Raw genomic sequence first — 23,540 nt, forward strand, 5'->3', positions numbered from 1 at the left:
CCAATCATGTCACGCCGCTTCCGAGCGGACATTGCCGATCACGTCGATGAGACCATTGACGATCTTTTCGATCTGGGCGCGATCGTCACCTTCCGCCATCACCCGGATCAGCGGCTCGGTGCCGGACGGACGAATGACGAGACGGCCCTTGGAACCAAGTTCGGCTTCCGCATCGGCAATCGCCTGGCGGACGACACTGTCCTCAAGCGGCTTGCCGCCGGAGAAACGAACGTTCTTCAGAAGCTGCGGAACCGGCTCGAAGCGGCGGCAGACCTCACTGACAGGCCGCCCGAGCTTCTTCACGCAGGCGAGAATCTGAAGCGCAGCGACAAGACCGTCGCCCGTCGTGCCGAAATCCGACAATACGATATGGCCGGACTGCTCGCCGCCGACGTTGAAATCGTGGTTACGCATGTGCTCGACGACATAGCGGTCACCGACCTTGGTGCGCGCAAGTGTCAGCCCGTTGTCGCCAAGGAAACGCTCCAGGCCCAGATTCGACATGACGGTGGCAACGATACCGCCACCCGTCAGACGCTGGTCCTGCGCCCAGCTTTCGGCGATCACGGCCATCAACTGGTCGCCGTCGATGATCTCGCCATTCTCGTCGACGATGATCACACGGTCCGCATCGCCATCCAGCGCGATACCGATATCGGCGCGCACTTCATGCACCTTCTTCTGCAGCGCTTCCGGGCTGGTCGATCCGCAGCCGAGATTGATGTTGGTGCCATTCGGCTCGTTGCCGATCGTCACGACATCCGCGCCGAGTTCCCAAAGAGCCAGAGGAGCGACCTTGTAAGCCGCACCGTTGGCGCAATCGATGGCGATCCGAAGACCATGAAGCGTCACGTCACGCGGCAGTGTGCGCTTGGCCTGCTCGATATAGCGATAGATATCACCCTCGACGCGCTTCGCCCGGCCGATATCGGCGGATTTGGCAAGCTGGGCATGCAGATCGCTGTCGAGCAGATCCTCGATGCGCATCTCCAACTCGTCGGAAAGCTTGTAGCCATCCGGGCCGAAGAGTTTGATGCCATTGTCCTCGAAAGGATTATGCGAAGCGGAGATCATCACACCGACATCCGCACGCAGCGAGCGCGTCAGCATGGCAACGGCGGGCGTCGGGATCGGGCCGAGCAGAAAAACGTCGAGGCCAGCAGCGGTAAAACCCGCCACCATGGCATTTTCCAGCATGTAACCCGAAAGGCGCGTGTCCTTGCCGATCACGACGCGGTGGCGGTGGCTGCCGTTGCGGAAGATCGTGCCCACTGCAATGCCGACCCGCATCGCCAGATCCGGCGTCATCGGAAAGACGTTCGAATGTCCGCGGATACCATCGGTACCAAAATAGCGGCGTGCCATGTAATCTCCTTCGTCGTCGCGCGATCCATGCGCTGCGGGCAGAATCAATTTAGCGCCCGCTGCCGCATCATTTCGGATCGGCGTATGTCTGGCTCTTGCCACAGTCGCGTGGCGCAAGCACGTAAATTAGCGTCAAAGCCGATCATATCGCGTGACCGGATAAGTCATCGTTAACATAAAAGACCGCCGCGGACGGGTCCACGGCGGTCTTGTTAAGTAATGTGAATGGCCTTAGTGCGGCTGTGGCTCAAGACCTGCTTCGGGTTCTCCACCCTTCGGCTCATCTTTCTTGCTACCAGTCGAGGGCACTGCCGAACCACGGCTTGGTGTCGAATCGTCACCGAGATCGCGCGCCGGCTTTTCGCCCCGAAGCAGAGCCTTGATCTCTTCGCCGGTCAGCGTCTCATACTCCAGCAGGCCTTCGGCGATCGCGACGAACCCGTCATGATGGTCGGTGAGGATCTGGCGTGCCTCGGTATACGCTTCATCGATGAGACGACGCACTTCCTGGTCGATCTTCTGGGCGGTTGCCTCCGAGACGTTCTTGGACTGCGAAACCGAGTGACCGAGGAAGACCTCCTGCTGGTTTTCACCATAGGCAACTTGACCGAGGATGTCGGAAAAGCCCCACTGGGTGACCATGGCGCGGGCAAGCTTGGTGGCCTGCTCGATATCCGAGGATGCACCCGAGGTGATGTTTTCCTTGCCGAAGGTCAGTTCTTCGGCAACACGACCGCCCATCATGATGGTCAGGCGCGACACCATCCACTTGTAGCTCATCGAATAGCGGTCGCCTTCCGGCAACTGCATGACCATGCCGAGGGCGCGGCCGCGCGGAATGATCGTCGCCTTGTGCAACGGATCGGCAACCGCGACCTTGAGCGCCGTGATGGCATGGCCGGCTTCGTGATAGGCGGTAAGCTTCTTTTCGGCTTCGGTCATGGCAGACGAGCGACGTTCCGCGCCCATCATGATCTTGTCCTTGGCGTCTTCGAATTCGGCCATGGTGACAAGACGCTTGTTGCGGCGCGCAGCCATCAGGGCAGCTTCGTTGACGAGGTTCATCAGGTCGGCACCGGAGAAGCCGGGCGTACCACGAGCGAGAACCTTCAGATCGACATTCGGCGCCAAAGGCACGTTGCGAGCATGCACCTTGAGGATGCGCTCACGACCGACGATGTCCGGGTTCGGCACCACGACCTGACGGTCGAAACGGCCCGGACGCAAGAGCGCCGGATCGAGAACGTCGGGACGGTTGGTAGCGGCGATCAGGATGATGCCTTCGTTTGCTTCGAAGCCGTCCATCTCGACCAGCAGTTGGTTGAGCGTCTGTTCGCGTTCGTCGTTACCGCCGCCAAGGCCTGCGCCACGATGGCGGCCGACGGCGTCGATTTCGTCGATGAAGATGATGCACGGTGCATTCTTCTTCGCCTGTTCGAACATGTCTCGCACACGAGATGCACCAACACCGACGAACATTTCAACGAAGTCCGAACCGGAAATGGTGAAGAACGGCACATTCGCTTCGCCGGCAACAGAACGGGCGAGCAGCGTCTTACCGGTACCCGGAGGGCCGACCAGCAGAACGCCGCGCGGAATGCGACCGCCGAGGCGCTGGAACTTCTGCGGGTCACGCAGGAATTCAACGATTTCCTCGAGATCCTGCTTGGCCTCGTCGACACCGGCAACGTCTTCAAACGTCACACGGCCATGCGCCTCCGTCAGAAGCTTGGCCTTGGACTTGCCAAATCCCATTGCGCCGCGAGATCCACCCTGCATCTGGCGCATGAAGAACAACCAGACACCGAGGATGAGCAACATTGGCAGCAAGGTGCCGAGATAGCTCAGGAAACCTGAAGAACCGTCCGTTTCCGGCCGAGCGACGATGTTGACATTCTTCTCCTGCAAACGCGACATCAGCGAGTCGTCGATTACAGGCGAATACGTCTGGAAGCTCTGGCCATTTTCGGCAAGTGTACCCATGACACGGTTGCCCGTCACCACGACGTCGCGCACACGACCAGAATCCACGTCCTTAAGGAACTGCGAATAAGAAACTTCGCGGGAACTGGTTTGTGAAGGCGCCGTCTGGAACATGCTGAACAATGCGATCAGCAAGAGGGCTATGATAGCCCAGAGGGCAAAATTACGAAAGTTTGGGTTCATCGAACTCCCCGGACTGCCATTGCAGCCGCTGAAGCGGCCGCCTTTCTTGCGCATAACATAAGGTTGCGTTACGTCCTTGCCAAGGCAAGGCAGCCCTGCCGTTTAGCTTTTCCGCTCGAAAACCTTAATTGGAGCGGCGGGAAACTCATCACATCCGAACAAAAGCCCGAGTTCACAACCTAGAATAAGATCAAACTGCGGCAAAAAACGGTCATATGGGGCAAGAACCGGCTGGGCGATCACACTCTCTTTATCGATTTCGTTCAATGACGGAGGGTAGATTTCAATCTGCGGCATTACCCCCATGGCACGCATCGAGACAGCGGGAGGCGCATCGGGGAACATAACCATGGCCGCGGCACGCTCCGAAACCCTCGGACCGACCTCGACAACCTGATCTGTCCGGTTGCTGATCCGGTAGCGGCCGTCCCAAATCCCGGTTGTTCCGCCCGGAATATTAACGGAAATCAGGTCGCGATTTTCGCGATGCATATAAAGGCCTTCCCGCCTCAGATCGAAGATCACGCGCCCAGCCGTCATGCGCCCCATGCTGCGCCGATCAAGCATCGTCACGACGCGTTCCATTGTTGCTGCGGCCGGCAGGTGTTGGCGTCCACCGAGAATGGCAGCAAGGCTCGCCAGCAGATGCCGTAACGTCTCGGCATCCTCGTTGAGCGCTTCCGGAGCGAGCTGAGCGAGGACGCCGTGCACAACGGTCAGATGGCGGCGGGCAAGTCCGGCAGCCTCTTCGGCCAACTGGCTGCGGCGGCGAGCGGCTGGCTGGATGGTCTCCAGCGCCTGGGCCGAATGATCCGAAAGGTCCTGTCTCACCCGCACGCGCTCATAGTGTCGGTCGATATTGCTTGGATCGTCGATCCATCCCCTACCCGACCGGCGCAGGAATTCCCGTATGGCCTCGCGCCGCGTCGCAAGAAAGGGGCGCAACAGCCAGCGGCGTCGATCGAGCAAAACGGCCTCCGCCATGCCCGCGAGCCCAAGATTGGCATTCGCCTCGCTGCGGACAGCCCGCATCGCGATCGTTTCCAGCTGGTCGTCCAGCGTGTGCCCGGTAACGATGATATCGGCTTCGAGCACATCGGCAGCCTCCATCAGCAGGAAATAACGCGCTTCCCTTGCTGCAGCAGAGATTCCGGACTTGGGCTTTTCGCCTGACCAGCGGAGGGTCCGGTGAGGGATAGACATTTCCTTGCATTGACGTGCCACAGCCTTGGCTTCGTCAGCAGATTCGCCCCTCAATTCGTGATCGATCGTTGCCGCGACAAGCTCATGTCGCGCTTCCTTATCGGCAGCAAGTGCAACGTGAAGCCCAAGAAGCAGGCCTATCGAATCACTTCCCCCCGAGACCGCCACAAGAATACGGGTTGGCCTTACCAGACGCTCGAGAAGCGATTGTACCGCCTCCTGTGGTGAGATCGGCCAGCCTTGGACGACGGTCATCGCGCGGTTCGCTAGCAGCCGAGGCGCTTCTGCTCACTGCTGACTTTCGAAAGCACGGCCTTGGCAGCAGTTGGGTAACGGCGCGGTACTTCCTTGAGCGTCGCGCAGGCAGTCTCGTTGTTATCCAGAGCCGCAAGCGACATGCCGAGCTTCAGAAGCATTTCCGGAGCCTTGGGCGATTTTCCGTAAGTCTGGTGTGCATTGAGGAACGTCTTGGCAGCGTCGTTATACTTGGCCTGCGAATACTGCGCCTCGCCGAGCCAGAAATTGGCATCCGCAAGCCGAGTGCTCTTGGGATAGGAGGAGATGTAGGTGGAAAACTCCGTTTCGGCGAGCTGGTAATCGCCAGTCAATACGTGATCATAAGCAATCTTGTAGGCATCGCTTTCACTGCCGAGCGACGCTGTTTTCTGAGGGTCCTTGCCTGCACGGGGCGATCCCGTGTCGACCCCAGGAAGCGCGGATGAATTGCGGGCACTGTCGTTGCGGCTGGCGCCGACCGGATTACCGTTCTGATCAAACTCCATTGAGCCAAGCGTCGTTGGGGCCGGCGCGCTACTGCTCTGCTGACCACCTGTACCGATGTCGGATGGTGCCTCGATGGCGCGAGCGACATCATCACCTCCGGAAGACTGAGGTGGGGTGGATGAGGAAGGGCGGCTGGACGCCACGGCCGGTTGCCCGGTCGTGTCGCCCAAATCGCTTCTCTTCTTCTTTTCCAGCTCCTGGAAGCGGAATTCGTTATCTTCCTGCGTTTTGCGCAGTTGCTCCTGCATCTGCAGCAGCTGATAGCTCATTTCCTCGATCCGGCCGTTAAGCTGCCGGAGTTCTTCCTGGAGTTGCTGGTTACGAACGGCATCATTGCTCTGCGCCAGGATGATTTCGCCTTGTTCGGGCTTTGCCTGTTGCGGAGCGCTCTGCTCGCCCTGGAAGAGTTTCGGCAGAGACAGTTGGAATGCCCCGGCGGGGCCTGTCATTGCCGCCAGCCCTAGCATTGCTGCCAAGACAATTTTCTTCATGTCGTTCGTCCTGCTTCTCTGATTTGCGTCGGGATGACGCGAGACGGATTTTTCTTACCTGCCGGCAAAAAGCAACCAAGCCATCATTCAAAATCTAGGGAATCGGGGCCAAACTAAGGAAAAACAAAAAAGGTGGCCGAAAGACCACCTTTTCTAACGTAATTGTCATCTTCGCCGAGGCCGAAGCCTCTACTGAGATTACATGCCGGCGCCACCGAGAACGGTAACAGCGCGGCGATTCTGCGACCAGCAGGAGATGTCGTCGCAAACGGCGACCGGACGTTCCTTGCCGTAGGAGATCGTCTTCATGCGGTTTGCCGGAACGCCGCGCGACGCAAGATACTCCTTGGTGGCAGCGGCACGGCGTGCGCCGAGAGCCAGGTTGTATTCGCGGGTACCGCGTTCGTCGGCATGGCCTTCGACGGTGATCGCGTAGTTCGGGTAACGGCCGAGCCACTGAGCCTGACGGTCGAGCGTCTGTTGGGCGTCTGCGCGGATCGAGGTCGAGTCGGTATCGAAGAAGATACGGTCGCCAACGTTGACCGTGAAGTCCTGGGTCGAGCCGGGGGTTGCCGAGCCTGCACCGCCGAGGCCAAGTTCACCTGCGCTGTTGGGCAGGTTCTTCTTGTTGGCGCAGCCAGCAAGTGCGAGCGCCAGCGTCAGTGCGATGACGGCTGGATTGCGAGCGAGGGTCTGCATGCGGCTCATCGCCGGGGTATAAGTGCGGCTCATGGCCGATCTCTCCTTGGATCATGAAATTCAGAGTTGCCAGACTCTAACCTAATTGAGTTAACCATATTCAAATGGCTATGGTTAACCAAACCTTCCGGTGTCCCGTAACCGCCCCATTCTGCTGGGATTGGGGCGGAAAAGAGGCGAGGTCGCCTCACTCTTGATTGCACCTGTTCACACAACCTATTCCAAGAGCGGCGACCACGCCGGGTCGGAGCCGTAAGACGGCGTCTTGACCATCTGTTCATTGTAACCGGTCAGGTCGATCGAATAGAGCTGCGGACCACCGGCACCTGCTCCCTGGCGGAAGAACATCAGCACGCGGCCATTCGGCGCCCAGGTCGGACCTTCGTTGTGGAAGCCCGACGTCAGGATACGTTCGCCCGAACCGTCCGGCTTCATCACACCGATCGAGAATTTTCCGCCCGACTGTTTGGTGAAGGCGATCAGATCGCCGCGCGGCGACCAGACCGGTGTCGAATACGAACCGTCACCGAAGGAAATACGGTTCTGTCCCGAACCGTCGGCGTTCATCACGTAGATCTGCTGACGGCCGCCACGGTCGCTTTCGAAAGTGATTCTCTGACCATCCGGCGAATAGGAAGGCGCCGTATCGATTGCGGCAGTCGAGGTCAGGCGCGTCGTCGTTCGCGAGCGCAGGTCCATGGTATAGATATTGGCATTGCCTTCCTGCTGCAGGCTCATGATGACCTTCTGGCCATCGGGAGAGAAGCGCGGCGAGAACGTCATGCCCGGGAAATTGCCGACCACTTCGCGCTGTCCGGTTTCCAGCTGCAGCAGATAGACGCGCGGCTGATTGCCTTCAAACGACATGTAGGTGACTTCCTGACGGCTCGGCGAGAAGCGCGGCGTCAACACCAGGTCCTTGGTGTTGGTCAGCATGCGGACGTTGAAACCGTCTTGGTCCATGATCGCAAGCTGGCGCTGGCGGGCGGTCTTCGGACCGCTTTCCGAGACGAACACGACGCGGGTGTCGAAATAGCCCTTTTCACCCGTAATGCGCTCGTAGATCGCGTCGGCGATGATATGGGCGAGACGCCGCCAGTTGTCCGGCTGGGTGAAAAATTGCTGGCCGGTCATCTGCTGGCCGGCATAGGTATCCCACAGGCGAAACTCGGCGCGCAGACGGCCGTCGCCCTCACGGGTAACCCGGCCGACGACCAGCGCCTGGGCGTTGATCGCCGTCCAGTCCTGGAAACGCGGCGCCTTGTTCGGATCGGAGATCTTCTCGATGAAGGCCGCCTTGTTCACCGGAGCAAACAGGCCGGAGCGCTGCAGATCGGCAGCGACCACCTGGGCGATCTGGGCACCGAGATCATTGTTGGACTGGAAGTCCGTGATCGCGATCGGCAATGGCTGGACATTGCCCTTGTTGATGTTGATTTCCACTGCGGCCTGTGCCGACGTGGAAAACGTCATCGCCATTCCGGCAATCGCCATCATGATACCGATGAGGGAATGTCTGATCATATCGCTAAAGCCTTTCAGCTATTTGATTCTTTAGAGCCCCAGATCACTGGGGTCGAAATTCACGGCAACTTCGCTCCAGGCGTCGTATTTCTCGGCCGGCAGGCCCTTGAAGGGCTGCGACTTGAGGACCGCGCGCAACGCACCACCCTCCATCGTCCGGCGCGCCATCGAAGAGCCCCCAGTCGATGTTACTTCGGGCTCACCGACAATCATGCCCGACTTGTCGAGCCTGAACGTCACCCGGATCACCATGCCCTGCAATCCTTCGATACCGGCAATGGTCGACCAGTTGTTCTGGATCTGGCCGCGTAGCGCGTCCATCTCGCTGAGGCTCAGCTTCGCGCCGGTGGACGGCTTGGTGCTTCCGGTGGATGCCGGCGAGGTTGACCGCTTGGCGCCACCGCCGGATGCTTCCTGCTTGTTAAGGAGCGAGGCGATCTCGTCGGCGTTGAAGTCGCTCTTCTGCGAAGAAGAAGACTTCGCGGTCTCCTGCTTCTTGCCTTCCTTCTTGTCGGTTGGCTTGGCAGTCTCGGCAGGCTTCGTTTCCGGCTTTTTCTCGACCGGCTTCTCGACGGGCTTTTCAACCGGCTTTGCCTGTTCCTTCGGCGGTTCCGGCTTCGGCTTGGAGGCCGGCAGCGGAATAGAAGACGGCAGCGGAATTTCCTCCGCTTGGGTCTCGGCGGGAGCAGGTGTCGGTTCCGGCTTCGGAGTGGGCTCAGGCTTCGGCGGCGTAGGCTCGGGCTTCGGCTGCGGCAGCGCGGCGACCTCGGTCGGCTTCGGCGCGGTCTCTTCCGGCGCGATATCCTTGACTTCGTTCTGCTCGGGCGTTGGTGTCGGCGTCGGGCGTTCCGTCGGTTTCGGCGCGGCTGCAGCTTCCACTTGTGTCGGCTTCTTGGAAGGTGTCGGCGGTGCCTTCAGGTCGACATCGTTTTCGCCTGCATTCTCGGCGTTCTCGATGATCTTCTGGTTTTTTGTTTCCTTGACCGAAGGCTTTTCCGTCATCGGCGCCTTCTTGTCGCCCTGCATCATATGGGTGACGTCTTCGATCGGCACGATGTCGACGGGCAGGGCCTCGACATCGGCCACGGTCATGGGCGCCGGCGCACTGAGCGAAACCATCGCCCAGGTCAGAACCAGCGTGTGAAGAACCAGCGATGTGCCGAGACTTCCCTTCATGGCACTCGATTACCTGTCCTGTTCCTGAAGGGTAACGAGGCCGATATTCTTATAACCGGCAGCAGAAATGCGGGCCATGACCTTCATCACGACGCCATAGGCGGCAGCTGTGTCGCCACGCACATAAATGCGCTCGTTATAACCGGTCGTGGCAATCGCCTCGAGCTTCGGAACGACTTCGTCGATCACGATCGGCGTTTCCTGCAGGTAGATTTCACCTGCCGGATTCACGGAAATGGTGATCGGCTGGGTATCGGAGTTCATCGCCTTCGCCTGCGTTTCCGGCAGGTCGATCGGCACGCCTACGGTCATCATCGGAGCCGCGACCATGAAAATGATCAGAAGCACCAGCATGACGTCGACGAGCGGCGTCACGTTGATTTCGCTGATGGCACCGCCACGGCGGCGACCACGACGTCCGCGGCGACCGCCACCCGATGCATTCGCTCCTCCGGCAGACATGCCCATGATCTAGCTCTCCTTCGTCGCGCGGCTTATTGCGCGGCCTGGCGCGGCTGCAGCTTTTCGTCGATCTGACGAGACAGGATGGCCGAAAATTCGTCGGCAAAACCTTCCATGCGGGAGTGCAGCTTGCCAGCTTCGGCCATGAACTTGTTGTAAGCGATAACAGCCGGGATAGCGGCGACAAGGCCGATCGCGGTTGCAAGCAAAGCTTCGGCAATACCGGGAGCAACGACTGCAAGGTTGGTCGACTTCGAACCGGCAATCGCCTGGAACGATGTCATGATACCGACGACCGTACCGAAGAGGCCGATGAACGGACCGGCCGAACCGATCGTTGCCAGCGATCCGAGGCGTGCCTCATAGGCTTCGCCTTCGCGTGCCATGGTCACGTCCATCGCACGGTCGATACGCATCTGCAGGCCGATCGGCGACCGTGCGCCGCGCTCGAAGCTCTTTTTCCATTCGCGCATGGCGGCAACGAAGATGGCAGCGAGACCATTGTTTTGACGCTCACCGAGCGTGCGGTAGAGCTCTTCCAGCGACTGGCCCGACCAGAAGACCTGTTCGAACTGATCGAACTGCTTCCGCGCCTTGGAGAAGCTTACATACTTGTCGAGCACGATCGCCCAGGTCCAGACCGACGCCCCGAGCAAACCGATCATGACCAGCTTGACGAGAAGCCCCGCCTGCATAAACAACGCCAGCAGACTGACGTCGTGCGTTGCGGCTTCCAAAGCTACCTGTTCCATCAACTATCCCCGAATCCAAACGCCCGGCATGGTGACCGGGCGGGTTCCAAAGCGCATGCTCGCGAATATCTGTCTGACCACCGAGAGCGCAGCCCTAACCCCAAGATGTCCTGAGTTTTCTGCTTGGCTTCTCGCCTTCAAATTTGGTCAAAGGAAGGCGTGCGTTGCACAAATTCCTCGGTCCTGAGTAAGACAACATTATCGTTAATAATGCGTTACAATTGCGCACCCCATCCTCCTGAAACGACTCGACAAATCCGCAAATGATGATTGTTTTGCCCACCACTCGCCGACCATTCCGGCAGGGTGAGCGCGAGATATGCCGGCATGCAACCACCGGCAGCTTGAGCACGGCAGATGCCTTGGCTATCCGTCCGACCATCACCATCCCGCCTTGAGGCGACCTCGCGCAACTTGCGCGGAGAACATTTTCAAAGAGGAATAAATGCTTGTTTTCAAACGCACCCTGATCGGTGCCGCTCTCCTGTCCGTGTTTCTGATTTCCCCCGCGGCCGCCAAGGATATCCCTCCGAGAACAGCCGGCTTGTGGCTGCTCAAGGCCGAAGACAATCCGTTCGCGGACTGGTCGATGTGCATTGAAGAGGCCAGGAATGACTTTCTCGATACCGACGTCTGGGATAATTTCGCCAAAGAGTGCAAGGTCACGAACTCCAGCACCCGCAAATCATCAGGCAAGATCGACGCGACCTGCAAGCTGACCGAAAAGACCGAGGCCAAATTGCAGGTCACGTTTTCGGGAGACTTCAAGACCGGCTACAGCTTCGAATCAGTCACGCAGTTCGTGAATGCGCTCGGCAAGACCAATACTCTCCATGCCAATGCCAAGGTGACCTATGCCGGAAAATGCCCGGCCGAGCTTAAGCCAGGCATGAAGAGGATGACCAAGAGCGGCCTTATTCTCCGCCCCTGACCGCAAGATCTATATGTCAGGCGTGGCGCACTACGCGCCATGCCCCAGAAACTTATCTGCAATCGTCTCCGGAAGCCGCCGGGGTCGCCCATGCTTGTTGATCACTGCGATCACCACTTTGGCGGCGATCAGCAGCGTGTCGCCACGGCGGATTTCCTGACTGAGCACCATCTTGGCGCCACCCGCCTTTTCCGTCGCTGTCGTAATCGTCAGGACATCATCCATCCGCGCCGGTTGCTTGAAGTCGATTTCCATCCGGTGGACGACGAACACAAGACCTTCCTCATCGGCAGCCAGAAGCGCGCTCTGCTCGCAGCCCAGGCAGCGCAGATAATCGGTCCGGCCCCTTTCGAGGAAGTGCAGGTAACGCGCGTGATAGACGACGCCGGAAAAGTCCGTGTCCTCGTAATAGACGCGTTGTACGAGCCGGTGTCCGTGATCGGTCAATTCGCCGGAAAGAAGAAAATTATCACTACTCATGAGGCTTGCCTTGGAAAAACCTTATCGCCATCTGGATATTGGGAGCACTCTGCACCACCATTTAAAGGGCGTCATATTTCCTCCCTATCAGGAAAAGTTCAGAACACCACCGGAGATTTTTTATGAAGATTGCAGTCATGGGCGGCGACGGTTTCATCGGATGGCCAACATCCCTTCACCTGTCCCATGCGGGCCATGAAGTCCATATTCTCGACAATCTTTCCCGCCGCTGGATCGATACGGAACTCGGCGTGCAGTCTCTGACCCCGATGGACAGTATCCAAGAGCGCACCCGCATCTGGCACGCGGAGACCGGCCGCCGCATCCATTTCAATCTCATCGATCTCGCCAAGGACTACGAACTCCTGAAGAACTGGCTTGCCGAGCATCGCCCGGATGCGATCGTGCATTTTGCCGAACAGCGCGCAGCCCCCTATTCGATGAAGAGCGACCGCCACAAGAACTACACGGTCAACAACAACGTCAACGCCACGCACAATCTCCTGAATGCGCTGGTCGAACTCGATCTCGACACCCACCTCGTCCATCTCGGCACGATGGGCGTCTATGGTTATTCGACGGTCGGCGCAGCCATCCCCGAAGGCTATCTGCCGGTCGGCATCGAGACGATGAGCGGCGAGACGGTATCCCAGGAAATTCTCTACCCGTCCAATCCCGGCTCGATCTATCACATGACCAAGTGCCTGGATCAGCTTCTCTTCCAATTCTACGCCAAGAACGACCGCATGCGGATCACCGACCTGCATCAGGGCATCGTCTGGGGTACCCATACGGCCGAGACGCGCATCCATGAGCAGCTGATAAATCGCTTTGATTATGATGGGGATTACGGGACGGTCTTGAATCGTTTTCTCATCCAGGCGGCAATCGGATATCCGCTTACCGTACATGGCACCGGAGGCCAGACCCGCGCCTTCATTCATGTTCAGGACTCGGTTCGCTGCATCGAGATCGCCCTCAACAATCCCCCTGCCCGCGGTGGCCGCGTCGAAATCTTCAACCAGATGACCGAAACCCACCGTGTCCGTGATCTGGCCGAGATGATCTCGAAGATGACCGGCGCAAAGATCGCCTGGCTGCCAAATCCGCGCAAGGAAGCACCGGAAAACGATCTCGTGGTGAAGAACGAGAAGTTCATCGAACTCGGCCTCAAGCCGACAACGCTCGGCGAAGGTCTGCTGTCCGAGATCGTCGACGTTGCGAAGAAATACGCCTATCGCGTTGATCGCAGCCGCGTTCCAGCCGTCTCCGCCTGGACCAAGGACATCGCCGCCACCGTCGAACGCGACCCGGAAGGCAAGCGGCTGAAGTCGGTTTCCTAGGAAACCGTATTTCGTCCCCCTCGTCCTCGGGTTAAACCCGAGGATGATGTACAATCCTGCCAAGGCGATAGATGCTCGGGACAGGCCTGAGCATGACGTGCGCGGCACGCGAACAGGACCACAACAAGCCATGCGGAACGCCTTCGTCACCCTCGTGACCAATGCAGATTACATCATGGGCGCGACCGCACTGGTCCACTCGCTGCACCGGACCGGCACCACGGCTGACATCGTCATTTTGCATACGGGTGCGGTTTCGCCTGAGGCTCTGGGCAATCTCAGGACGCTCGGCTGCCGAACCATCGAAGTCTCGCACCTTCCCCTGTCTGACGGCTTCAACGAGCGTCATGCCCGCAAGAACCTGCATGGTGCCGCCCCTTTCACAAAGGGCCGCAAACCCGACTTCCACACGCCGCTCGACAATTTCTGCAAGCTTCGGCTCTGGCAACTCAAGGAATACGGCACTATCGTTTTCCTTGATGCAGACGTGATCGTGCTGAAGAACATCGACAAGCTGTTCGATTATCCGGAATTTTCCGCAGCCCCGAATGTCTACGAGAGCCTTGCTGATTTCCACCGGCTCAATTCCGGCGTCTTTGTTGCAAAACCGTCCGCCGAAACCTTCGAGCGCATGCTTGCAGCCCTCGACCAACCCGACGCCTTCTGGCGGCGGACCGACCAGACCTTTCTCGAAAGCTTCTTTCCCGACTGGCACGGCCTGCCGGTCACCATGAACATGCTGCAATACGTCTGGTTCACCATGCCTGCCCTGTGGGATTGGAAAAGCGTCGCCATCCTTCATTACCAGTATGAAAAGCCGTGGGAGGCAAATCATCCAAAATCCGATCAGTTACACGCTCTGATCGACCTCTGGCATGCCTTTCATGACGGCAGGAACATCCCCGATACCAGCACCCTACCCGGCCCACAGCTCTCCAATCCCGGAGATGCGGCGTGAGGGTGCTGGTTTCCGGCGGCACAGGTCTTGTCGGCCGCTATATCGTCGAAGGCCTTCTGTCGGCAGGATATGCCGTGACAGTTGGCGCCCGCAAACCACCTCCGGCAGGTTTCTTCTCACAGCCGGCTGATTTCCGTCCGCTGCACCTTGATCCCAAACTCAATCAGTCCAGCACATTCGAAGGCATCGACGCTTTTATCCATGCAGCTTTCGATCACCTTCCGGGAAAATACCGGGGTGGTGAAGGCACGGATCCGAAGCGTTTCCGGCGTCTAAATCTCGACGGATCGGTCAAACTCTTCGAAACGGCAAAAAAAGCAGGCGTGCAACGAACCGTATTTCTCTCCAGCCGCGCCGTTTATGATGGTCTCGAAATAGGCACGGTCCTCACGGAAGAGCTGGCGCTCTCACCGACATCCCTTTACGGCGAGATCAAGCTCGCTTGTGAGCATGCGCTGAGCACCTTATCCGGCCAGGATTTCGTCACCGCATCGCTGCGCGCCACCGGCATCTATGGAGAGTTCCGTCCAAATAAATGGGATGATCTCATCGCCGATACGCTTGTCGGCAAACCGGTTGCGCCACGTGCAGGCACGGAGGTCCACGGAGCAGATGTCGCCCTGGCTGTCCAGCTCATGCTGACAATGGATGCTTCTTCGATAAGTGCGCAGAGCTTCAACATCTCGGACGTCACAGTCGATACGCGAACAATCCTGGAAAGACTGGGGCTTTCGGCCCAGCAGGTTGCCTTAGCGGCACTCTCTGCGAACGCGATGGCTACCGAAAAGATCCGCCGCATGGGCTGGCGGCCCGGAGGAATGCGGCGGTTCGACGAAACCATGGCGATACTGGCTGGCCAGATCGAGGATGATCACTGATGATGTGAAGCATGCCGCTGGACATTGCCGTCTCGGCCATGACGGCTCGGCTGTTTCTCTCTTTTCTTCGCCTCGATGGCCTTGGCCTGCTCTTCCGCCCATTTCTGCCCGGCATCGCCGCCCCACAGGAGCCATGCGATGTACCCGGTGGAGGGCTCTTCATCATCACCGAAATTCTCGGCGCGCTTGTCGACTTTGTGGCGGGCGAAATAGCTGACCATTCTCTTGACGGTAAGATCGGAGAGCGACTTGCGATGCTGGAGATCGCGGGCGCGCGCAATGCCGACAGTGGTGCCGCCGCGCCGGAACTTAGCCCTGAGTTTCAGCCCCTTTTCAGCAGCAGCCGCAACGTCCGCCGGCGGACGATTGTCGAAATCCTTATCAGCCATGGGTCTTTTTCACCTCCGACTGACTTTTCAGAACGCTGTCGCCATCATCCTGTTTGATCAGGAATGCCGGTTCCGTGTCGTCCGCCTTGCGCTTGATCGTTTTTCCCTTGATCCGGCGCTCTACGTCCTCGGTGAATTTCTGGGTGACCTTACCCTCTGCCTTGGAGCGACCCCATTTCCATTCGACTTCATTTCCGACTTGGATTTTCTGCATGCATGGCTCCTTTCTCCCTTGGGAAACTCGAGGAGCCGCATGATGTTCCGAAATCAGCTCTTCAGATCGAGGTCGCCATCCCGTTGAACGACATGACGCGGCGAAGTCGGCAGATTTTCGATCTCTTCAGCGATGAAATAGGGTGGGATATCGAGAGCCTTGAGCGCATCCCTGGTCGCCGGAACCCATTTGAACTCAAGTTCATGCGTATCGACCACACGATGCACGATATCGCTCGGATGAAACGGAAAGCTTTCCGGCAGTTCCATCCGGTAATAAAAGCCGAGTTCGTGCCAGTCCTTGCCTTCGTAATGAAAAAAGTTCTCCGCCACCCAAAGCAACGGGCCGATATCGGCTATCACGCCAAGTTCCTCGACCATCTCCCGCTTGAGCGTCTCCTCGGATGTCTCCCCCACTTCCGCCCGGCCACCGGGAAAAGTCCAGAAGGGCTCGTGAACCGCACGATGGACGAGCACATGCCCATCGCGAAACGCCAGGCCGGCAATGCGCATCTGAAAGATACGCTTAGGCTTGAATTTCATGCGGATACGCAGATCCTGCGGCTTGTCTTTCTTAATCATCTTCCAAACTCATGCGGAACTGTGCCGCTTCCATATCCTTGGGCGGCTGCAGGCCGAGATGTTTCCAGGCTACGGCGGTGAGCACTCGCCCGCGCGGCGTACGCTGGATGAAACCCTGCTGGATCATGTAGGGCTCGATAATATCCTCGATCGCATCTCGCGGCTCCGACAAGCCCGCCGCGATCGTCTCGATCCCGACCGGCCCGCCGGCAAAATTCACCGCGATCATGTTGAGGTAACGCTTGTCGAGCTGGTCGAAACCGGCATGGTCGACATTCAGACGGACAAGCGCCTCATCGGCAATTTCCTTCGTCACCGCTTCGGCACGCGCCACCTCGGCAAAATCGCGCACGCGGCGCAGGAGGCGACCGGCGATACGCGGCGTTCCACGGGCACGGCGGGCAATTTCACGAGCGCCGTCATCCGTCATCTTGAGCCCCATCAACCGCGCCCCGCGCCGCACGATGCCCTCCAGCTCCTCTACGGTATAGAAGGACAGGCGCACCGGAATACCAAATCGATCGCGCAGCGGCGTGGTCAGAAGGCCTATACGGGTGGTGGCAGCAACCAGCGTGAATTTAGAAAGATCGATCTTCACCGAACGCGCCGCCGGCCCCTCGCCGATGATCAGGTCGAGCTGAAAGTCCTCCATGGCAGGATAAAGAATTTCCTCGACCGCCGGGTTTAGCCTATGGATTTCATCGATGAACAGAACGTCGCGTTCTTCGAGATTGGTCAAAAGCGCCGCAAGATCTCCCGCCTTGGCAATGACCGGGCCGGAGGTCGAGCGAAAATTGACCCCGAGCTCCTTCGCCATGATCTGCGCCAGCGTCGTTTTGCCTAGTCCCGGCGGGCCGACGAAAAGAACGTGGTCCAGCGCCTCGCCACGGTTCTTCGCCGCCTCGATAAAGATCTTCAGATTGGCGCGGGCTTCTGCCTGTCCGGTAAACTCGTCCAGCGATTGGGGGCGCAAAGCCGTATCAAGATCTTCGCCCCGCTTTTCCGGCGAGATGAGGCGGGTTTCGTCAGTCATAAGGTATTTCCGTTCGAACCAGTTATCCAGTCAATACACGACATGGACAAAATACGCAGCCGCGATAGCCGTTAACGTGAGAGTTCCTTTAGCCCCAGCCGGATCAGCTTCGCGCTGTCCGCCTCCTCACCTGCAGTTTTCAGCGCCGCAGCCACAGCATTGGCCGCCTGATCGCGCGAATAACCGAGATTGGTCAGCGCCGAAACGGCATCGGAGATAGGTGCGGAGGCGACGCCCTCGCCAATTTCCTGCTTCAGGCCGATATTGGCGGAGGCTTCACCCGCAAAGGCCGGCGCTTTGTTCTTCAATTCGGTGACAATGCGCACCGCCACCTTGGGGCCGACACCCGGCGCACGCGAAACCGCGGTCTTGTCCTGCAGCGCGATCGCATTGGCGAGCTCACCCGGTGTCAACGTCGAAAGAACGGCAAGCGCCACCTTCGAACCGACGCCCTGTACACTCTGCAACAGACCGAACCATTCGCGTTCCAGCGCCGAGACGAAACCGAACAGCTTCAGCTGATCCTCGCGCACATAGGTCTCGATAAACAGGATCGCCGCCTCGCCGACATTCAGCCGCGACAGCGTGCGCGACGAGCAGAAGGCTTCGTAACAGACACCATGCACGTCAACGAGCACATGGTCCGTTCCGATCTCGTCGATAGTGCCTTTAAGCTTGCCGATCATGTCTGTTTTCCTGAAAGAGGGTGCGTGTCGGGCGCGATCAGATCGATACCCGGAAAATAGCGGCGATAGCCGGAAGGGTCGCGCGTCAGCAATGTATATCCACGGATCGTCGCATGCGCGCCGATGAGGAAATCCGGCAATACGCGATCACGCTGTCCGCCATCGGACCGATACCGGCGAAAGGCATAGGAGGCCGCGAATGCCGCCGACCAGGGCAGGTTTTCACGAATGAACTGGTTGCGCGGCAAAAGCGCATCCACGGTTTCCAGCTCATCGTACCGATAAGAGAATTCCGAAAAGATGATCTGGTTGATCACCACACTACCGCGCGACATGGCCGCCAGCAGTTGCCGTCGCGACCACTCAAGCCAATGTGGATCTCGCACGGCAAGGTCGACGAGAATATTGGTATCGATGAGAGTTGCCATGCCGTTATCGATCGCGCGTTATACGCATCAGTTCGTCGGCATCGATGGACTGGTCACCAGTCCCGCCCAGTTCTTTAAGCGTGGCGATGAAACGATCAAGCCGCGCACGGTCCGCGTCTGCAGTGGTTCCATGCTTGGGTGTCAGGGTAATCACGCCACCTTCCAAACCGAAGATTACCTCACTGTTCGGCTCTATGCCGACGAGCTCGCGAAGATCCCGTGGTATAGTTACCTGCCCTTTCGATGTCACACGCATGACCTGCTCTCCTTTGAGTAAGAAAATATCTTACCTAGAGAACAAGTCAAGAACAAACCTATTGAGCGGTTATCCGGCCAACGCCTGACGCATACGGTTTCCGCCACGGTTATGGGCGTGGCAGATGGCAATGGCGAGAGCATCAGCAGCATCGTCACCCTTGAACTCGACCTTGGGCATCAGGATCTTCAGCATCATGTGGATCTGTTTCTTATCGCCGTGGCCGACGCCGATCACGGATTTTTTCACGGCATTCGGCGCGTACTCCGAAACAGGCAGTCCGGCACGAGCAGGCACCAGCATCACGACGCCGCGGGCCTGACCAAGCTTCAACGTCGCGACCGCATCCTTGTTGACGAAAGTCTGCTCGACTGCAGCCTCATCCGGCTTGTAGGCATGCACGACCTCGGCAAGCCCGTCATGCAGCTGGCACAGGCGCGAAGCGAGATCCAGATCCCCATCCGAGGTTACCGTGCCCGAAGCGACGAACTTCAGGCTGTTGCCGATCGTGTCGATCACACCCCAGCCGGTGCGTCGAAGTCCGGGATCGATGCCGATGATTCGAATGATGTCTGCCATGCCTCACCCTACCTTCACCCGCCCTTGATAGCCATTGAAATATAAACAAAACAGAAACATCGAATTTCAACTGGTTAACGCGTCGCTAACCATATGTCGCTCTACTGATATGACCTGTGCAACGACGGCGGTTTTTCCGCGTTCTGGGTGTTCTCGAATGATACGAGAGGGAGAGAGGGCGATGTCTCAACGCCAAAGCTTGTTCATGAAGATCACGGCTCTTCTGCTAGTGCAGAATGGCCTGCTGGCAGTGATCGCATCCACTTTTTCTCCGGGAATGTCCCCCGCCATGACAGCACTTCTGGCAGCGGGCGTCGTTGGTTTCTCAATGGCGACGGCTATGATGGCCACCCGCATTGCCGGCGCTCATGAAGTAAGACCGGCCTCGACCAGACTAATGCTCGGTGCGGCACCTGAAAATGCTATCGCATCCGGTTTAGACCCTCTGCCAAAATCTTCAAAACCAAAAATTTCTCCTGAACGCGTCAATCCAGCCCCCCCCCGCCTGGTCGGGTTGAGGACCATTGACCAGCAGCATGGAATAGCAGGCAACGATCGCCAGAAGGCTTCGGAAGAAGCGCTCAGCGCCTTGGATGCCGGTTTGCGCCGCCTCGCGACAGGCGACCTTTCCGTCAGTCTCGACACTCCCTTCTCGGATGGCTTCGAAGGATTGCGCGGTGATTTCAACAAGGCAGTCAATTCGCTCAACGAAAGCCTGACAACCATCATCACTTCGGCGAGCACCCTGCATGGAGAATGCGCCGAGGCGCGTATCCGGCTGACGCAGCAGCGTTCGATGATACCGGATGAAGTTCCCGCTCTTTCGGTTGCCGGCAATGGCCTGCGTGATATCGCGGATCTCCTGCGCGAGCAGGATGCGGCGTTGAGAGAGATCGCCACAATCGCCGCCAATGCCAAGACCTATTGGCAACAGAGCCGCGAAACCGTTTCGCAGGAAATAGAGGCATCCGAAAGCATGCGCGGCTCAGAGAAACAGGTTGGAGACATCGCTGCGCTGATGCGCGACATGGCATTCCGCACCAACATGCTTTCCGTCAGCGCCAGCGTTGCGGCAGCAAACATGGCCGGCCCCCAGGAAACGCTGCCGGCTTTCGCAGTCGAGTTGCGCGATATGGCCGAAACAAGCGCGGCAGCAGCAAAGCAGGCTTCGCTTCTGGAACGCGACGTCACTCTCTGCCTCAAGCAAGCGCGCACCCAGACGGGTCGTATCCTGCAGCAGGAACAGCATCTGCACGAGAGTTTCGAGACGATCGGCGACAAGCTCACGTTAATCTCGGAAGCTTCGATGATGTCGTCAGATATCGTTGCCCGCAGCGGCGTCATTCTGGACGGGTCACTCAAGCATGCCAGCCAGCGCCGCTCGCTCGACCATATGCTGGAGACGGCGCTAGAACGCATGGCGCAGGAGCTTGCGGTGATCAATAGGCATTGCGGACGCTTCATCCATATCACCGTTCTTCACGATGACCACACACCGCCAGACACCAGCCCGCCCCACCACCGCAGCCATCTGAAGTTAGTGAAGACGTAAAAGCGGAACCGCCTGCTCATGCTTTTCTGCGCGAAAGGGTCGCATCGGCGGTTCCGGCTCCCTAGATAGGAACGACAGAATTGTTCCTTTCCAAGGTAGATCCATGATTCCGTTCTCGATACTTGACCTTTCGCCGGTCGGCGAAGGCTACTCGGTGCGCGATGCGCTCGATCAATCCCGTCGCATGGCAATCAAGGCCGAAGAGCAGGGATACAAGCGTGTCTGGCTTGCCGAACACCATGGCATGCCCGGTATAGCCAGCGCTGCGACCTCGATCGTCATCGCCCATGTGGGGGCGGCGACGAATAAAATTCGCGTCGGTTCCGGTGGCGTCATGCTGCCCAACCATTCCCCTCTCGTGATTGCTGAACAGTTCGGTACACTGGAAGCGCTGTTGCCCGGCCGTGTCGATCTCGGCCTCGGCCGCGCTCCCGGCACCGACATGCGCACCGCCAGCGCGCTTCGACGCAACATGGATGCCGGTGCCGAGAACTTTCCGCAGGACATCGTCGAACTGAAGCACCTGCTCGGCACGCCGATCGAGAACCAGGCGATCATTGCTGTCCCCGGCACCGAGGCCAATGTACCGATCTGGCTCCTCGGCTCCAGCCTCTACAGCGCCCATCTCGCGGCGGCGCTCGGCCTGCCCTATGCCTTCGCTTCCCACTTCGCCCCCGACATGCTGCTGGATGCGATTGCGATCTATCGCGAACGCTTCCAACCGTCCGCTGAACTGGAAAAGCCCTATGTCATGGTTGGGGTCATGGGCGTCGCCGCAGACACCGATGAAGAAGCCGAACGTCTGTTCACCTCGTCGCAGCAGCAATTCGTCAACCTGCGCAAGAATGTCCGCACCCGCTTCCCCAGGCCGTTGGACAGCATGGATGGCTTCTGGACACCGATGGAAAAGATGAGCGTCGAGCACACGCTGCGTTACGCCGCAGTCGGCTCGGTGCCGAACATTGAGGCAAAGCTGAAAGACTTTCTCGCGGAAACCGGCGCTGACGAACTGATCGTCTCCATGCCGATCCACGACATCGACGCTCGTTTGCATTCGGTCGAGCTGTTTGCCAGCCTGCCGATGATGGAAAAAGCGTGACGCGCAACGAAAAACGGGCCGGCATAAACCGGCCCGTTGCAGTTTCCAGATTCTGAAGAGCAATCAGGCCGAGAGTTTGGCCATCACCTCGTCCGACACTTCGAAGTTCGAATAGACGTTCTGCACGTCGTCATCGTCTTCCAGGTTGCCGATGAGCTTCATCAGCGACTGCGCCTTTTCCTCATCGACTTCGATCGTGTTCTGTGCCTTCCAGATCGCCTTGACCGTCTCGGCTTCGCCGAGAACGGCTTCCAGTGCCTTGGACACTTCGTTCATGTCCTCGAAACCGCAATAGATCGTGTGGCCTTCTTCGTCCGTCTCAACGTCATCGGCACCGGCTTCGATCGCGGCTTCCATCACCTTGTCCGCATCGCCGACGGAAAGCTTGTAGGTGATTTCGCCGACGTGATCGAATGAGAAGGAAACCGAACCGGTTTCACCAAGTGCACCGCCGGCCTTGGTGAAGATGGAGCGGACGTTGGATGCGGTGCGGTTGCGGTTGTCAGTCAGCGCCTCGACGATAACGGCCGTGCCGCCCGGGCCGTAGCCTTCGTAACGCACGGAATCGTAGTTCTCGGCGTCAGCACCGGAAGCCTTCTTGATCGCACGGTCGATGTTATCCTTCGGCATCGACTGTGCCTTGGCGTTCTGCACGGCAAGGCGAAGCGCAGCGTTCATCGTCGGGTCGGGAAGACCTGTCTTGGCAGCAACGGTGATTTCGCGTGCGAGCTTGGAGAACATCTTCGAACGGATGCCGTCCTGCTTGCCCTTACGGTGCATGATGTTTTTGAACTGTGAATGGCCAGCCATGGCACCCCTGATACTTTAACCGGTTTTGGAATGGGCGCCTTATAATTTCGAAGCGCCCGCCATTCAAGGCATTTCGATTACCCAAGCGTCCCCGGCTCAACGAAATGGGCCGGAACAAAGCCTTTGCAGCTCCGTTTGACCTATCGAAAACAACAAAGGAGACGCAGGAATGGCAAGCCTCACCGAAGCCCGCGAAGCACCCGAACGCCAGATGTGGGACGAGATCAATGGCGTCCATGCCGGCATGCTGGGCCTTGAAGGCGCACACATGCATTTCCAGCCCATGGCGCCGAATGTCGATACCAAGACCAATACGATCTGGTTCTTTACCAAGACGGATACGGATCTCGTGCGCGCCATCGGCGCTGGCGGCCGGGCGCATTTCTGCGTCACCGGCAAGAACCATGACTATCACGCTTGCCTGTCGGGCCCGATCGAAGTCCGCCTCGATGCCGCAAAGCGCGACGAATACTGGAGCGCCGTAACCGCCGCCTGGTACGAGCAGGGCAAGGACGATCCGCTTCTCACCATGCTCGCCTTCGAGGTAGATGATGCCGAAATCTGGGCCTCGACCAACAGCACGCTGAAATTCGGCTGGGAGATCGCCAAGGCCAACATGACCGACGAGAAGATGCCGGAGGTGGGCGTCAAGCAGCACCTCACCTTCTCGGCAATCCATTAGGCAGATTTAGCCGCGGGGGC

At 58.6% G+C, this 23,540-nt stretch carries 26 protein-coding genes; 7 read left to right on the forward strand and 19 right to left on the reverse strand.

The window, feature by feature from the left end:
- Positions 1 to 9 precede the first annotated feature (9 nt).
- From glmM to tolQ, 9 genes are all read right to left on the reverse strand, one after another.
- Entirely contained in the window at positions 10 to 1,365 is a 1,356-nt protein-coding gene (glmM, locus tag JZX87_RS00670; protein WP_206823000.1) for a phosphoglucosamine mutase, read from the reverse strand.
- A gap of 231 nt (positions 1,366 to 1,596) precedes the next feature.
- Entirely contained in the window at positions 1,597 to 3,531 is a 1,935-nt protein-coding gene (gene ftsH, locus JZX87_RS00675) for an ATP-dependent zinc metalloprotease FtsH (protein ID WP_148145882.1), read from the reverse strand.
- A 102-nt stretch (positions 3,532 to 3,633) separates the two neighbouring features.
- Positions 3,634 to 4,989 (reverse strand): tRNA lysidine(34) synthetase TilS, encoded by a 1,356-nt coding sequence (gene tilS, locus JZX87_RS00680; protein WP_206823002.1) that lies wholly within the window; start codon positions 4,987 to 4,989, stop codon positions 3,634 to 3,636.
- 11 nt (positions 4,990 to 5,000) lie between these two features.
- The gene (gene ybgF / locus JZX87_RS00685) at positions 5,001 to 6,008 is read right to left on the reverse strand and encodes a tol-pal system protein YbgF (RefSeq protein WP_148145886.1); all 1,008 of its coding nucleotides are present in this window, start codon (positions 6,006 to 6,008) and stop codon (positions 5,001 to 5,003) included.
- Between the two features lie 198 nt (positions 6,009 to 6,206).
- The gene (gene pal / locus JZX87_RS00690) at positions 6,207 to 6,740 is read right to left on the reverse strand and encodes a peptidoglycan-associated lipoprotein Pal (protein ID WP_148145888.1); all 534 of its coding nucleotides are present in this window, start codon (positions 6,738 to 6,740) and stop codon (positions 6,207 to 6,209) included.
- A 183-nt stretch (positions 6,741 to 6,923) separates the two neighbouring features.
- Positions 6,924 to 8,231 (reverse strand): Tol-Pal system beta propeller repeat protein TolB, encoded by a 1,308-nt coding sequence (gene tolB, locus JZX87_RS00695; RefSeq protein WP_148145889.1) that lies wholly within the window; start codon positions 8,229 to 8,231, stop codon positions 6,924 to 6,926.
- A 30-nt stretch (positions 8,232 to 8,261) separates the two neighbouring features.
- Positions 8,262 to 9,407 carry a cell envelope integrity protein TolA gene (tolA, locus tag JZX87_RS00700; protein ID WP_206823003.1) on the reverse strand — a complete coding sequence of 382 codons (1,146 nt, stop codon included), beginning with the start codon at positions 9,405 to 9,407 and terminating at the stop codon, positions 8,262 to 8,264.
- Between the two features lie 9 nt (positions 9,408 to 9,416).
- A complete protein-coding gene (gene tolR, locus JZX87_RS00705; protein ID WP_148145893.1) occupies positions 9,417 to 9,875 on the reverse strand; it encodes a protein TolR in 459 nt (152 codons plus the stop codon).
- Between the two features lie 26 nt (positions 9,876 to 9,901).
- Entirely contained in the window at positions 9,902 to 10,621 is a 720-nt protein-coding gene (tolQ, locus tag JZX87_RS00710) for a protein TolQ (protein WP_148145895.1), read from the reverse strand.
- A 445-nt stretch (positions 10,622 to 11,066) separates the two neighbouring features.
- Here tolQ and JZX87_RS00715 point away from each other — a divergent pair, with 445 nt between their 5' ends.
- Positions 11,067 to 11,552, forward strand: coding sequence for a DUF3617 domain-containing protein (locus JZX87_RS00715; RefSeq protein WP_206823004.1), 486 nt, complete (start codon positions 11,067 to 11,069; stop codon positions 11,550 to 11,552).
- A 30-nt stretch (positions 11,553 to 11,582) separates the two neighbouring features.
- Here the strand turns inward: JZX87_RS00715 and ybgC are convergent, their stop codons facing one another.
- On the reverse strand, positions 11,583 to 12,032 hold the full coding sequence (ybgC, locus tag JZX87_RS00720) for a tol-pal system-associated acyl-CoA thioesterase (RefSeq protein WP_148145899.1): 450 nt from the start codon (positions 12,030 to 12,032) through the stop codon (positions 11,583 to 11,585).
- A 122-nt stretch (positions 12,033 to 12,154) separates the two neighbouring features.
- Between ybgC and JZX87_RS00725 the strand changes: the two genes are divergently transcribed.
- The 3 genes from JZX87_RS00725 to JZX87_RS00735 all read left to right on the forward strand — a co-directional run bounded on the left by JZX87_RS00725 (position 12,155) and on the right by JZX87_RS00735 (position 15,211).
- On the forward strand, positions 12,155 to 13,375 hold the full coding sequence (locus JZX87_RS00725; RefSeq protein ID WP_183821143.1) for an NAD-dependent epimerase/dehydratase family protein: 1,221 nt from the start codon (positions 12,155 to 12,157) through the stop codon (positions 13,373 to 13,375).
- 130 nt (positions 13,376 to 13,505) lie between these two features.
- Entirely contained in the window at positions 13,506 to 14,333 is an 828-nt protein-coding gene (locus tag JZX87_RS00730) for a glycosyltransferase (protein WP_183821142.1), read from the forward strand.
- Positions 14,330 to 15,211: an NAD-dependent epimerase/dehydratase family protein gene (locus JZX87_RS00735; RefSeq protein WP_206823006.1), complete on the forward strand. Its 882-nt coding sequence runs from the start codon at positions 14,330 to 14,332 to the stop codon at positions 15,209 to 15,211. The genes JZX87_RS00730 and JZX87_RS00735 overlap by 4 nt, the downstream gene beginning before the upstream one ends.
- Here JZX87_RS00735 and JZX87_RS00740 read toward each other — a convergent pair.
- The 8 genes from JZX87_RS00740 to ruvC all read right to left on the reverse strand — a co-directional run bounded on the left by JZX87_RS00740 (position 15,205) and on the right by ruvC (position 19,377).
- Positions 15,205 to 15,600: a hypothetical protein gene (locus JZX87_RS00740; protein ID WP_183821140.1), complete on the reverse strand. Its 396-nt coding sequence runs from the start codon at positions 15,598 to 15,600 to the stop codon at positions 15,205 to 15,207. The two genes, JZX87_RS00735 and JZX87_RS00740, sit on opposite strands and share 7 nt — an antisense overlap.
- Complete coding sequence (locus tag JZX87_RS00745) at positions 15,593 to 15,814, reverse strand: hypervirulence associated TUDOR domain-containing protein (RefSeq protein WP_206823007.1); 222 nt, start codon at positions 15,812 to 15,814, stop codon at positions 15,593 to 15,595. The genes JZX87_RS00740 and JZX87_RS00745 overlap by 8 nt, the downstream gene beginning before the upstream one ends.
- Before the next feature lie 53 nt (positions 15,815 to 15,867).
- On the reverse strand, positions 15,868 to 16,356 hold the full coding sequence (locus JZX87_RS00750; RefSeq protein WP_343062370.1) for an NUDIX hydrolase: 489 nt from the start codon (positions 16,354 to 16,356) through the stop codon (positions 15,868 to 15,870).
- A 31-nt stretch (positions 16,357 to 16,387) separates the two neighbouring features.
- Entirely contained in the window at positions 16,388 to 17,428 is a 1,041-nt protein-coding gene (gene ruvB, locus JZX87_RS00755; RefSeq protein ID WP_183821137.1) for a Holliday junction branch migration DNA helicase RuvB, read from the reverse strand.
- A 71-nt stretch (positions 17,429 to 17,499) separates the two neighbouring features.
- Entirely contained in the window at positions 17,500 to 18,114 is a 615-nt protein-coding gene (ruvA, locus tag JZX87_RS00760) for a Holliday junction branch migration protein RuvA (protein WP_148145912.1), read from the reverse strand.
- Positions 18,111 to 18,542 carry a type II toxin-antitoxin system VapC family toxin gene (locus JZX87_RS00765; RefSeq protein WP_206823008.1) on the reverse strand — a complete coding sequence of 144 codons (432 nt, stop codon included), beginning with the start codon at positions 18,540 to 18,542 and terminating at the stop codon, positions 18,111 to 18,113. The genes ruvA and JZX87_RS00765 overlap by 4 nt, the downstream gene beginning before the upstream one ends.
- 4 nt (positions 18,543 to 18,546) lie before the next feature.
- Complete coding sequence (locus JZX87_RS00770; RefSeq protein WP_206823010.1) at positions 18,547 to 18,798, reverse strand: AbrB/MazE/SpoVT family DNA-binding domain-containing protein; 252 nt, start codon at positions 18,796 to 18,798, stop codon at positions 18,547 to 18,549.
- A gap of 69 nt (positions 18,799 to 18,867) precedes the next feature.
- On the reverse strand, positions 18,868 to 19,377 hold the full coding sequence (gene ruvC / locus JZX87_RS00775) for a crossover junction endodeoxyribonuclease RuvC (RefSeq protein ID WP_148145917.1): 510 nt from the start codon (positions 19,375 to 19,377) through the stop codon (positions 18,868 to 18,870).
- Between the two features lie 181 nt (positions 19,378 to 19,558).
- Between ruvC and JZX87_RS00780 the strand changes: the two genes are divergently transcribed.
- Both JZX87_RS00780 and JZX87_RS00785 read left to right on the forward strand, forming a co-directional pair.
- Positions 19,559 to 20,929, forward strand: a complete 1,371-nt coding sequence (locus tag JZX87_RS00780) for a methyl-accepting chemotaxis protein (RefSeq protein ID WP_206823011.1) — start codon at positions 19,559 to 19,561, stop codon at positions 20,927 to 20,929.
- Between the two features lie 103 nt (positions 20,930 to 21,032).
- Positions 21,033 to 22,028 carry an LLM class flavin-dependent oxidoreductase gene (locus JZX87_RS00785; protein ID WP_206823013.1) on the forward strand — a complete coding sequence of 332 codons (996 nt, stop codon included), beginning with the start codon at positions 21,033 to 21,035 and terminating at the stop codon, positions 22,026 to 22,028.
- A gap of 63 nt (positions 22,029 to 22,091) precedes the next feature.
- Here JZX87_RS00785 and JZX87_RS00790 read toward each other — a convergent pair whose 3' ends face one another.
- Positions 22,092 to 22,838 carry a YebC/PmpR family DNA-binding transcriptional regulator gene (locus tag JZX87_RS00790; protein ID WP_206823014.1) on the reverse strand — a complete coding sequence of 249 codons (747 nt, stop codon included), beginning with the start codon at positions 22,836 to 22,838 and terminating at the stop codon, positions 22,092 to 22,094.
- A gap of 169 nt (positions 22,839 to 23,007) precedes the next feature.
- On the opposite strand from JZX87_RS00790, the gene JZX87_RS00795 reads away from it, so the two are divergent.
- Positions 23,008 to 23,520 (forward strand): pyridoxamine 5'-phosphate oxidase family protein, encoded by a 513-nt coding sequence (locus JZX87_RS00795; protein WP_206823016.1) that lies wholly within the window; start codon positions 23,008 to 23,010, stop codon positions 23,518 to 23,520.
- The last annotated feature ends 20 nt before the right edge of the window (positions 23,521 to 23,540 follow it).

Origin of the sequence: Agrobacterium sp. Ap1 (assembly GCF_017313375.1) — a bacterium.
GTDB classification, from domain to species: Bacteria; Pseudomonadota; Alphaproteobacteria; order Rhizobiales; family Rhizobiaceae; genus Neorhizobium; species Neorhizobium cellulosilyticum.

Bases quoted from the DNA above. Each gene is read 5' to 3' on its own strand.
- glmM (WP_206823000.1), bottom strand. From the start codon at position 1,365: ATGGCACGCCGCTATTTTGGTACCGATGGTATCCGCGGACATTCGAAC.
- ftsH (WP_148145882.1), bottom strand. From the start codon at position 3,531: ATGAACCCAAACTTTCGTAATTTTGCCCTCTGGGCTATCATAGCCCTC.
- tilS (WP_206823002.1), bottom strand. From the start codon at position 4,989: ATGACCGTCGTCCAAGGCTGGCCGATCTCACCACAGGAGGCGGTACAA.
- ybgF (WP_148145886.1), bottom strand. From the start codon at position 6,008: ATGAAGAAAATTGTCTTGGCAGCAATGCTAGGGCTGGCGGCAATGACA.
- pal (WP_148145888.1), bottom strand. From the start codon at position 6,740: ATGAGCCGCACTTATACCCCGGCGATGAGCCGCATGCAGACCCTCGCT.
- tolB (WP_148145889.1), bottom strand. From the start codon at position 8,231: ATGATCAGACATTCCCTCATCGGTATCATGATGGCGATTGCCGGAATG.
- tolA (WP_206823003.1), bottom strand. From the start codon at position 9,407: ATGAAGGGAAGTCTCGGCACATCGCTGGTTCTTCACACGCTGGTTCTG.
- tolR (WP_148145893.1), bottom strand. From the start codon at position 9,875: ATGGGCATGTCTGCCGGAGGAGCGAATGCATCGGGTGGCGGTCGCCGC.
- tolQ (WP_148145895.1), bottom strand. From the start codon at position 10,621: ATGGAACAGGTAGCTTTGGAAGCCGCAACGCACGACGTCAGTCTGCTG.
- JZX87_RS00715 (WP_206823004.1), top strand. From the start codon at position 11,067: ATGCTTGTTTTCAAACGCACCCTGATCGGTGCCGCTCTCCTGTCCGTG.
- ybgC (WP_148145899.1), bottom strand. From the start codon at position 12,032: ATGAGTAGTGATAATTTTCTTCTTTCCGGCGAATTGACCGATCACGGA.
- JZX87_RS00725 (WP_183821143.1), top strand. From the start codon at position 12,155: ATGAAGATTGCAGTCATGGGCGGCGACGGTTTCATCGGATGGCCAACA.
- JZX87_RS00730 (WP_183821142.1), top strand. From the start codon at position 13,506: ATGCGGAACGCCTTCGTCACCCTCGTGACCAATGCAGATTACATCATG.
- JZX87_RS00740 (WP_183821140.1), bottom strand. From the start codon at position 15,600: ATGGCTGATAAGGATTTCGACAATCGTCCGCCGGCGGACGTTGCGGCT.
- JZX87_RS00745 (WP_206823007.1), bottom strand. From the start codon at position 15,814: ATGCAGAAAATCCAAGTCGGAAATGAAGTCGAATGGAAATGGGGTCGC.
- JZX87_RS00750 (WP_343062370.1), bottom strand. From the start codon at position 16,356: ATGAAATTCAAGCCTAAGCGTATCTTTCAGATGCGCATTGCCGGCCTG.
- ruvB (WP_183821137.1), bottom strand. From the start codon at position 17,428: ATGACTGACGAAACCCGCCTCATCTCGCCGGAAAAGCGGGGCGAAGAT.
- ruvA (WP_148145912.1), bottom strand. From the start codon at position 18,114: ATGATCGGCAAGCTTAAAGGCACTATCGACGAGATCGGAACGGACCAT.
- JZX87_RS00765 (WP_206823008.1), bottom strand. From the start codon at position 18,542: ATGGCAACTCTCATCGATACCAATATTCTCGTCGACCTTGCCGTGCGA.
- JZX87_RS00770 (WP_206823010.1), bottom strand. From the start codon at position 18,798: ATGCGTGTGACATCGAAAGGGCAGGTAACTATACCACGGGATCTTCGC.
- ruvC (WP_148145917.1), bottom strand. From the start codon at position 19,377: ATGGCAGACATCATTCGAATCATCGGCATCGATCCCGGACTTCGACGC.
- JZX87_RS00780 (WP_206823011.1), top strand. From the start codon at position 19,559: ATGTCTCAACGCCAAAGCTTGTTCATGAAGATCACGGCTCTTCTGCTA.
- JZX87_RS00785 (WP_206823013.1), top strand. From the start codon at position 21,033: ATGATTCCGTTCTCGATACTTGACCTTTCGCCGGTCGGCGAAGGCTAC.
- JZX87_RS00790 (WP_206823014.1), bottom strand. From the start codon at position 22,838: ATGGCTGGCCATTCACAGTTCAAAAACATCATGCACCGTAAGGGCAAG.
- JZX87_RS00795 (WP_206823016.1), top strand. From the start codon at position 23,008: ATGGCAAGCCTCACCGAAGCCCGCGAAGCACCCGAACGCCAGATGTGG.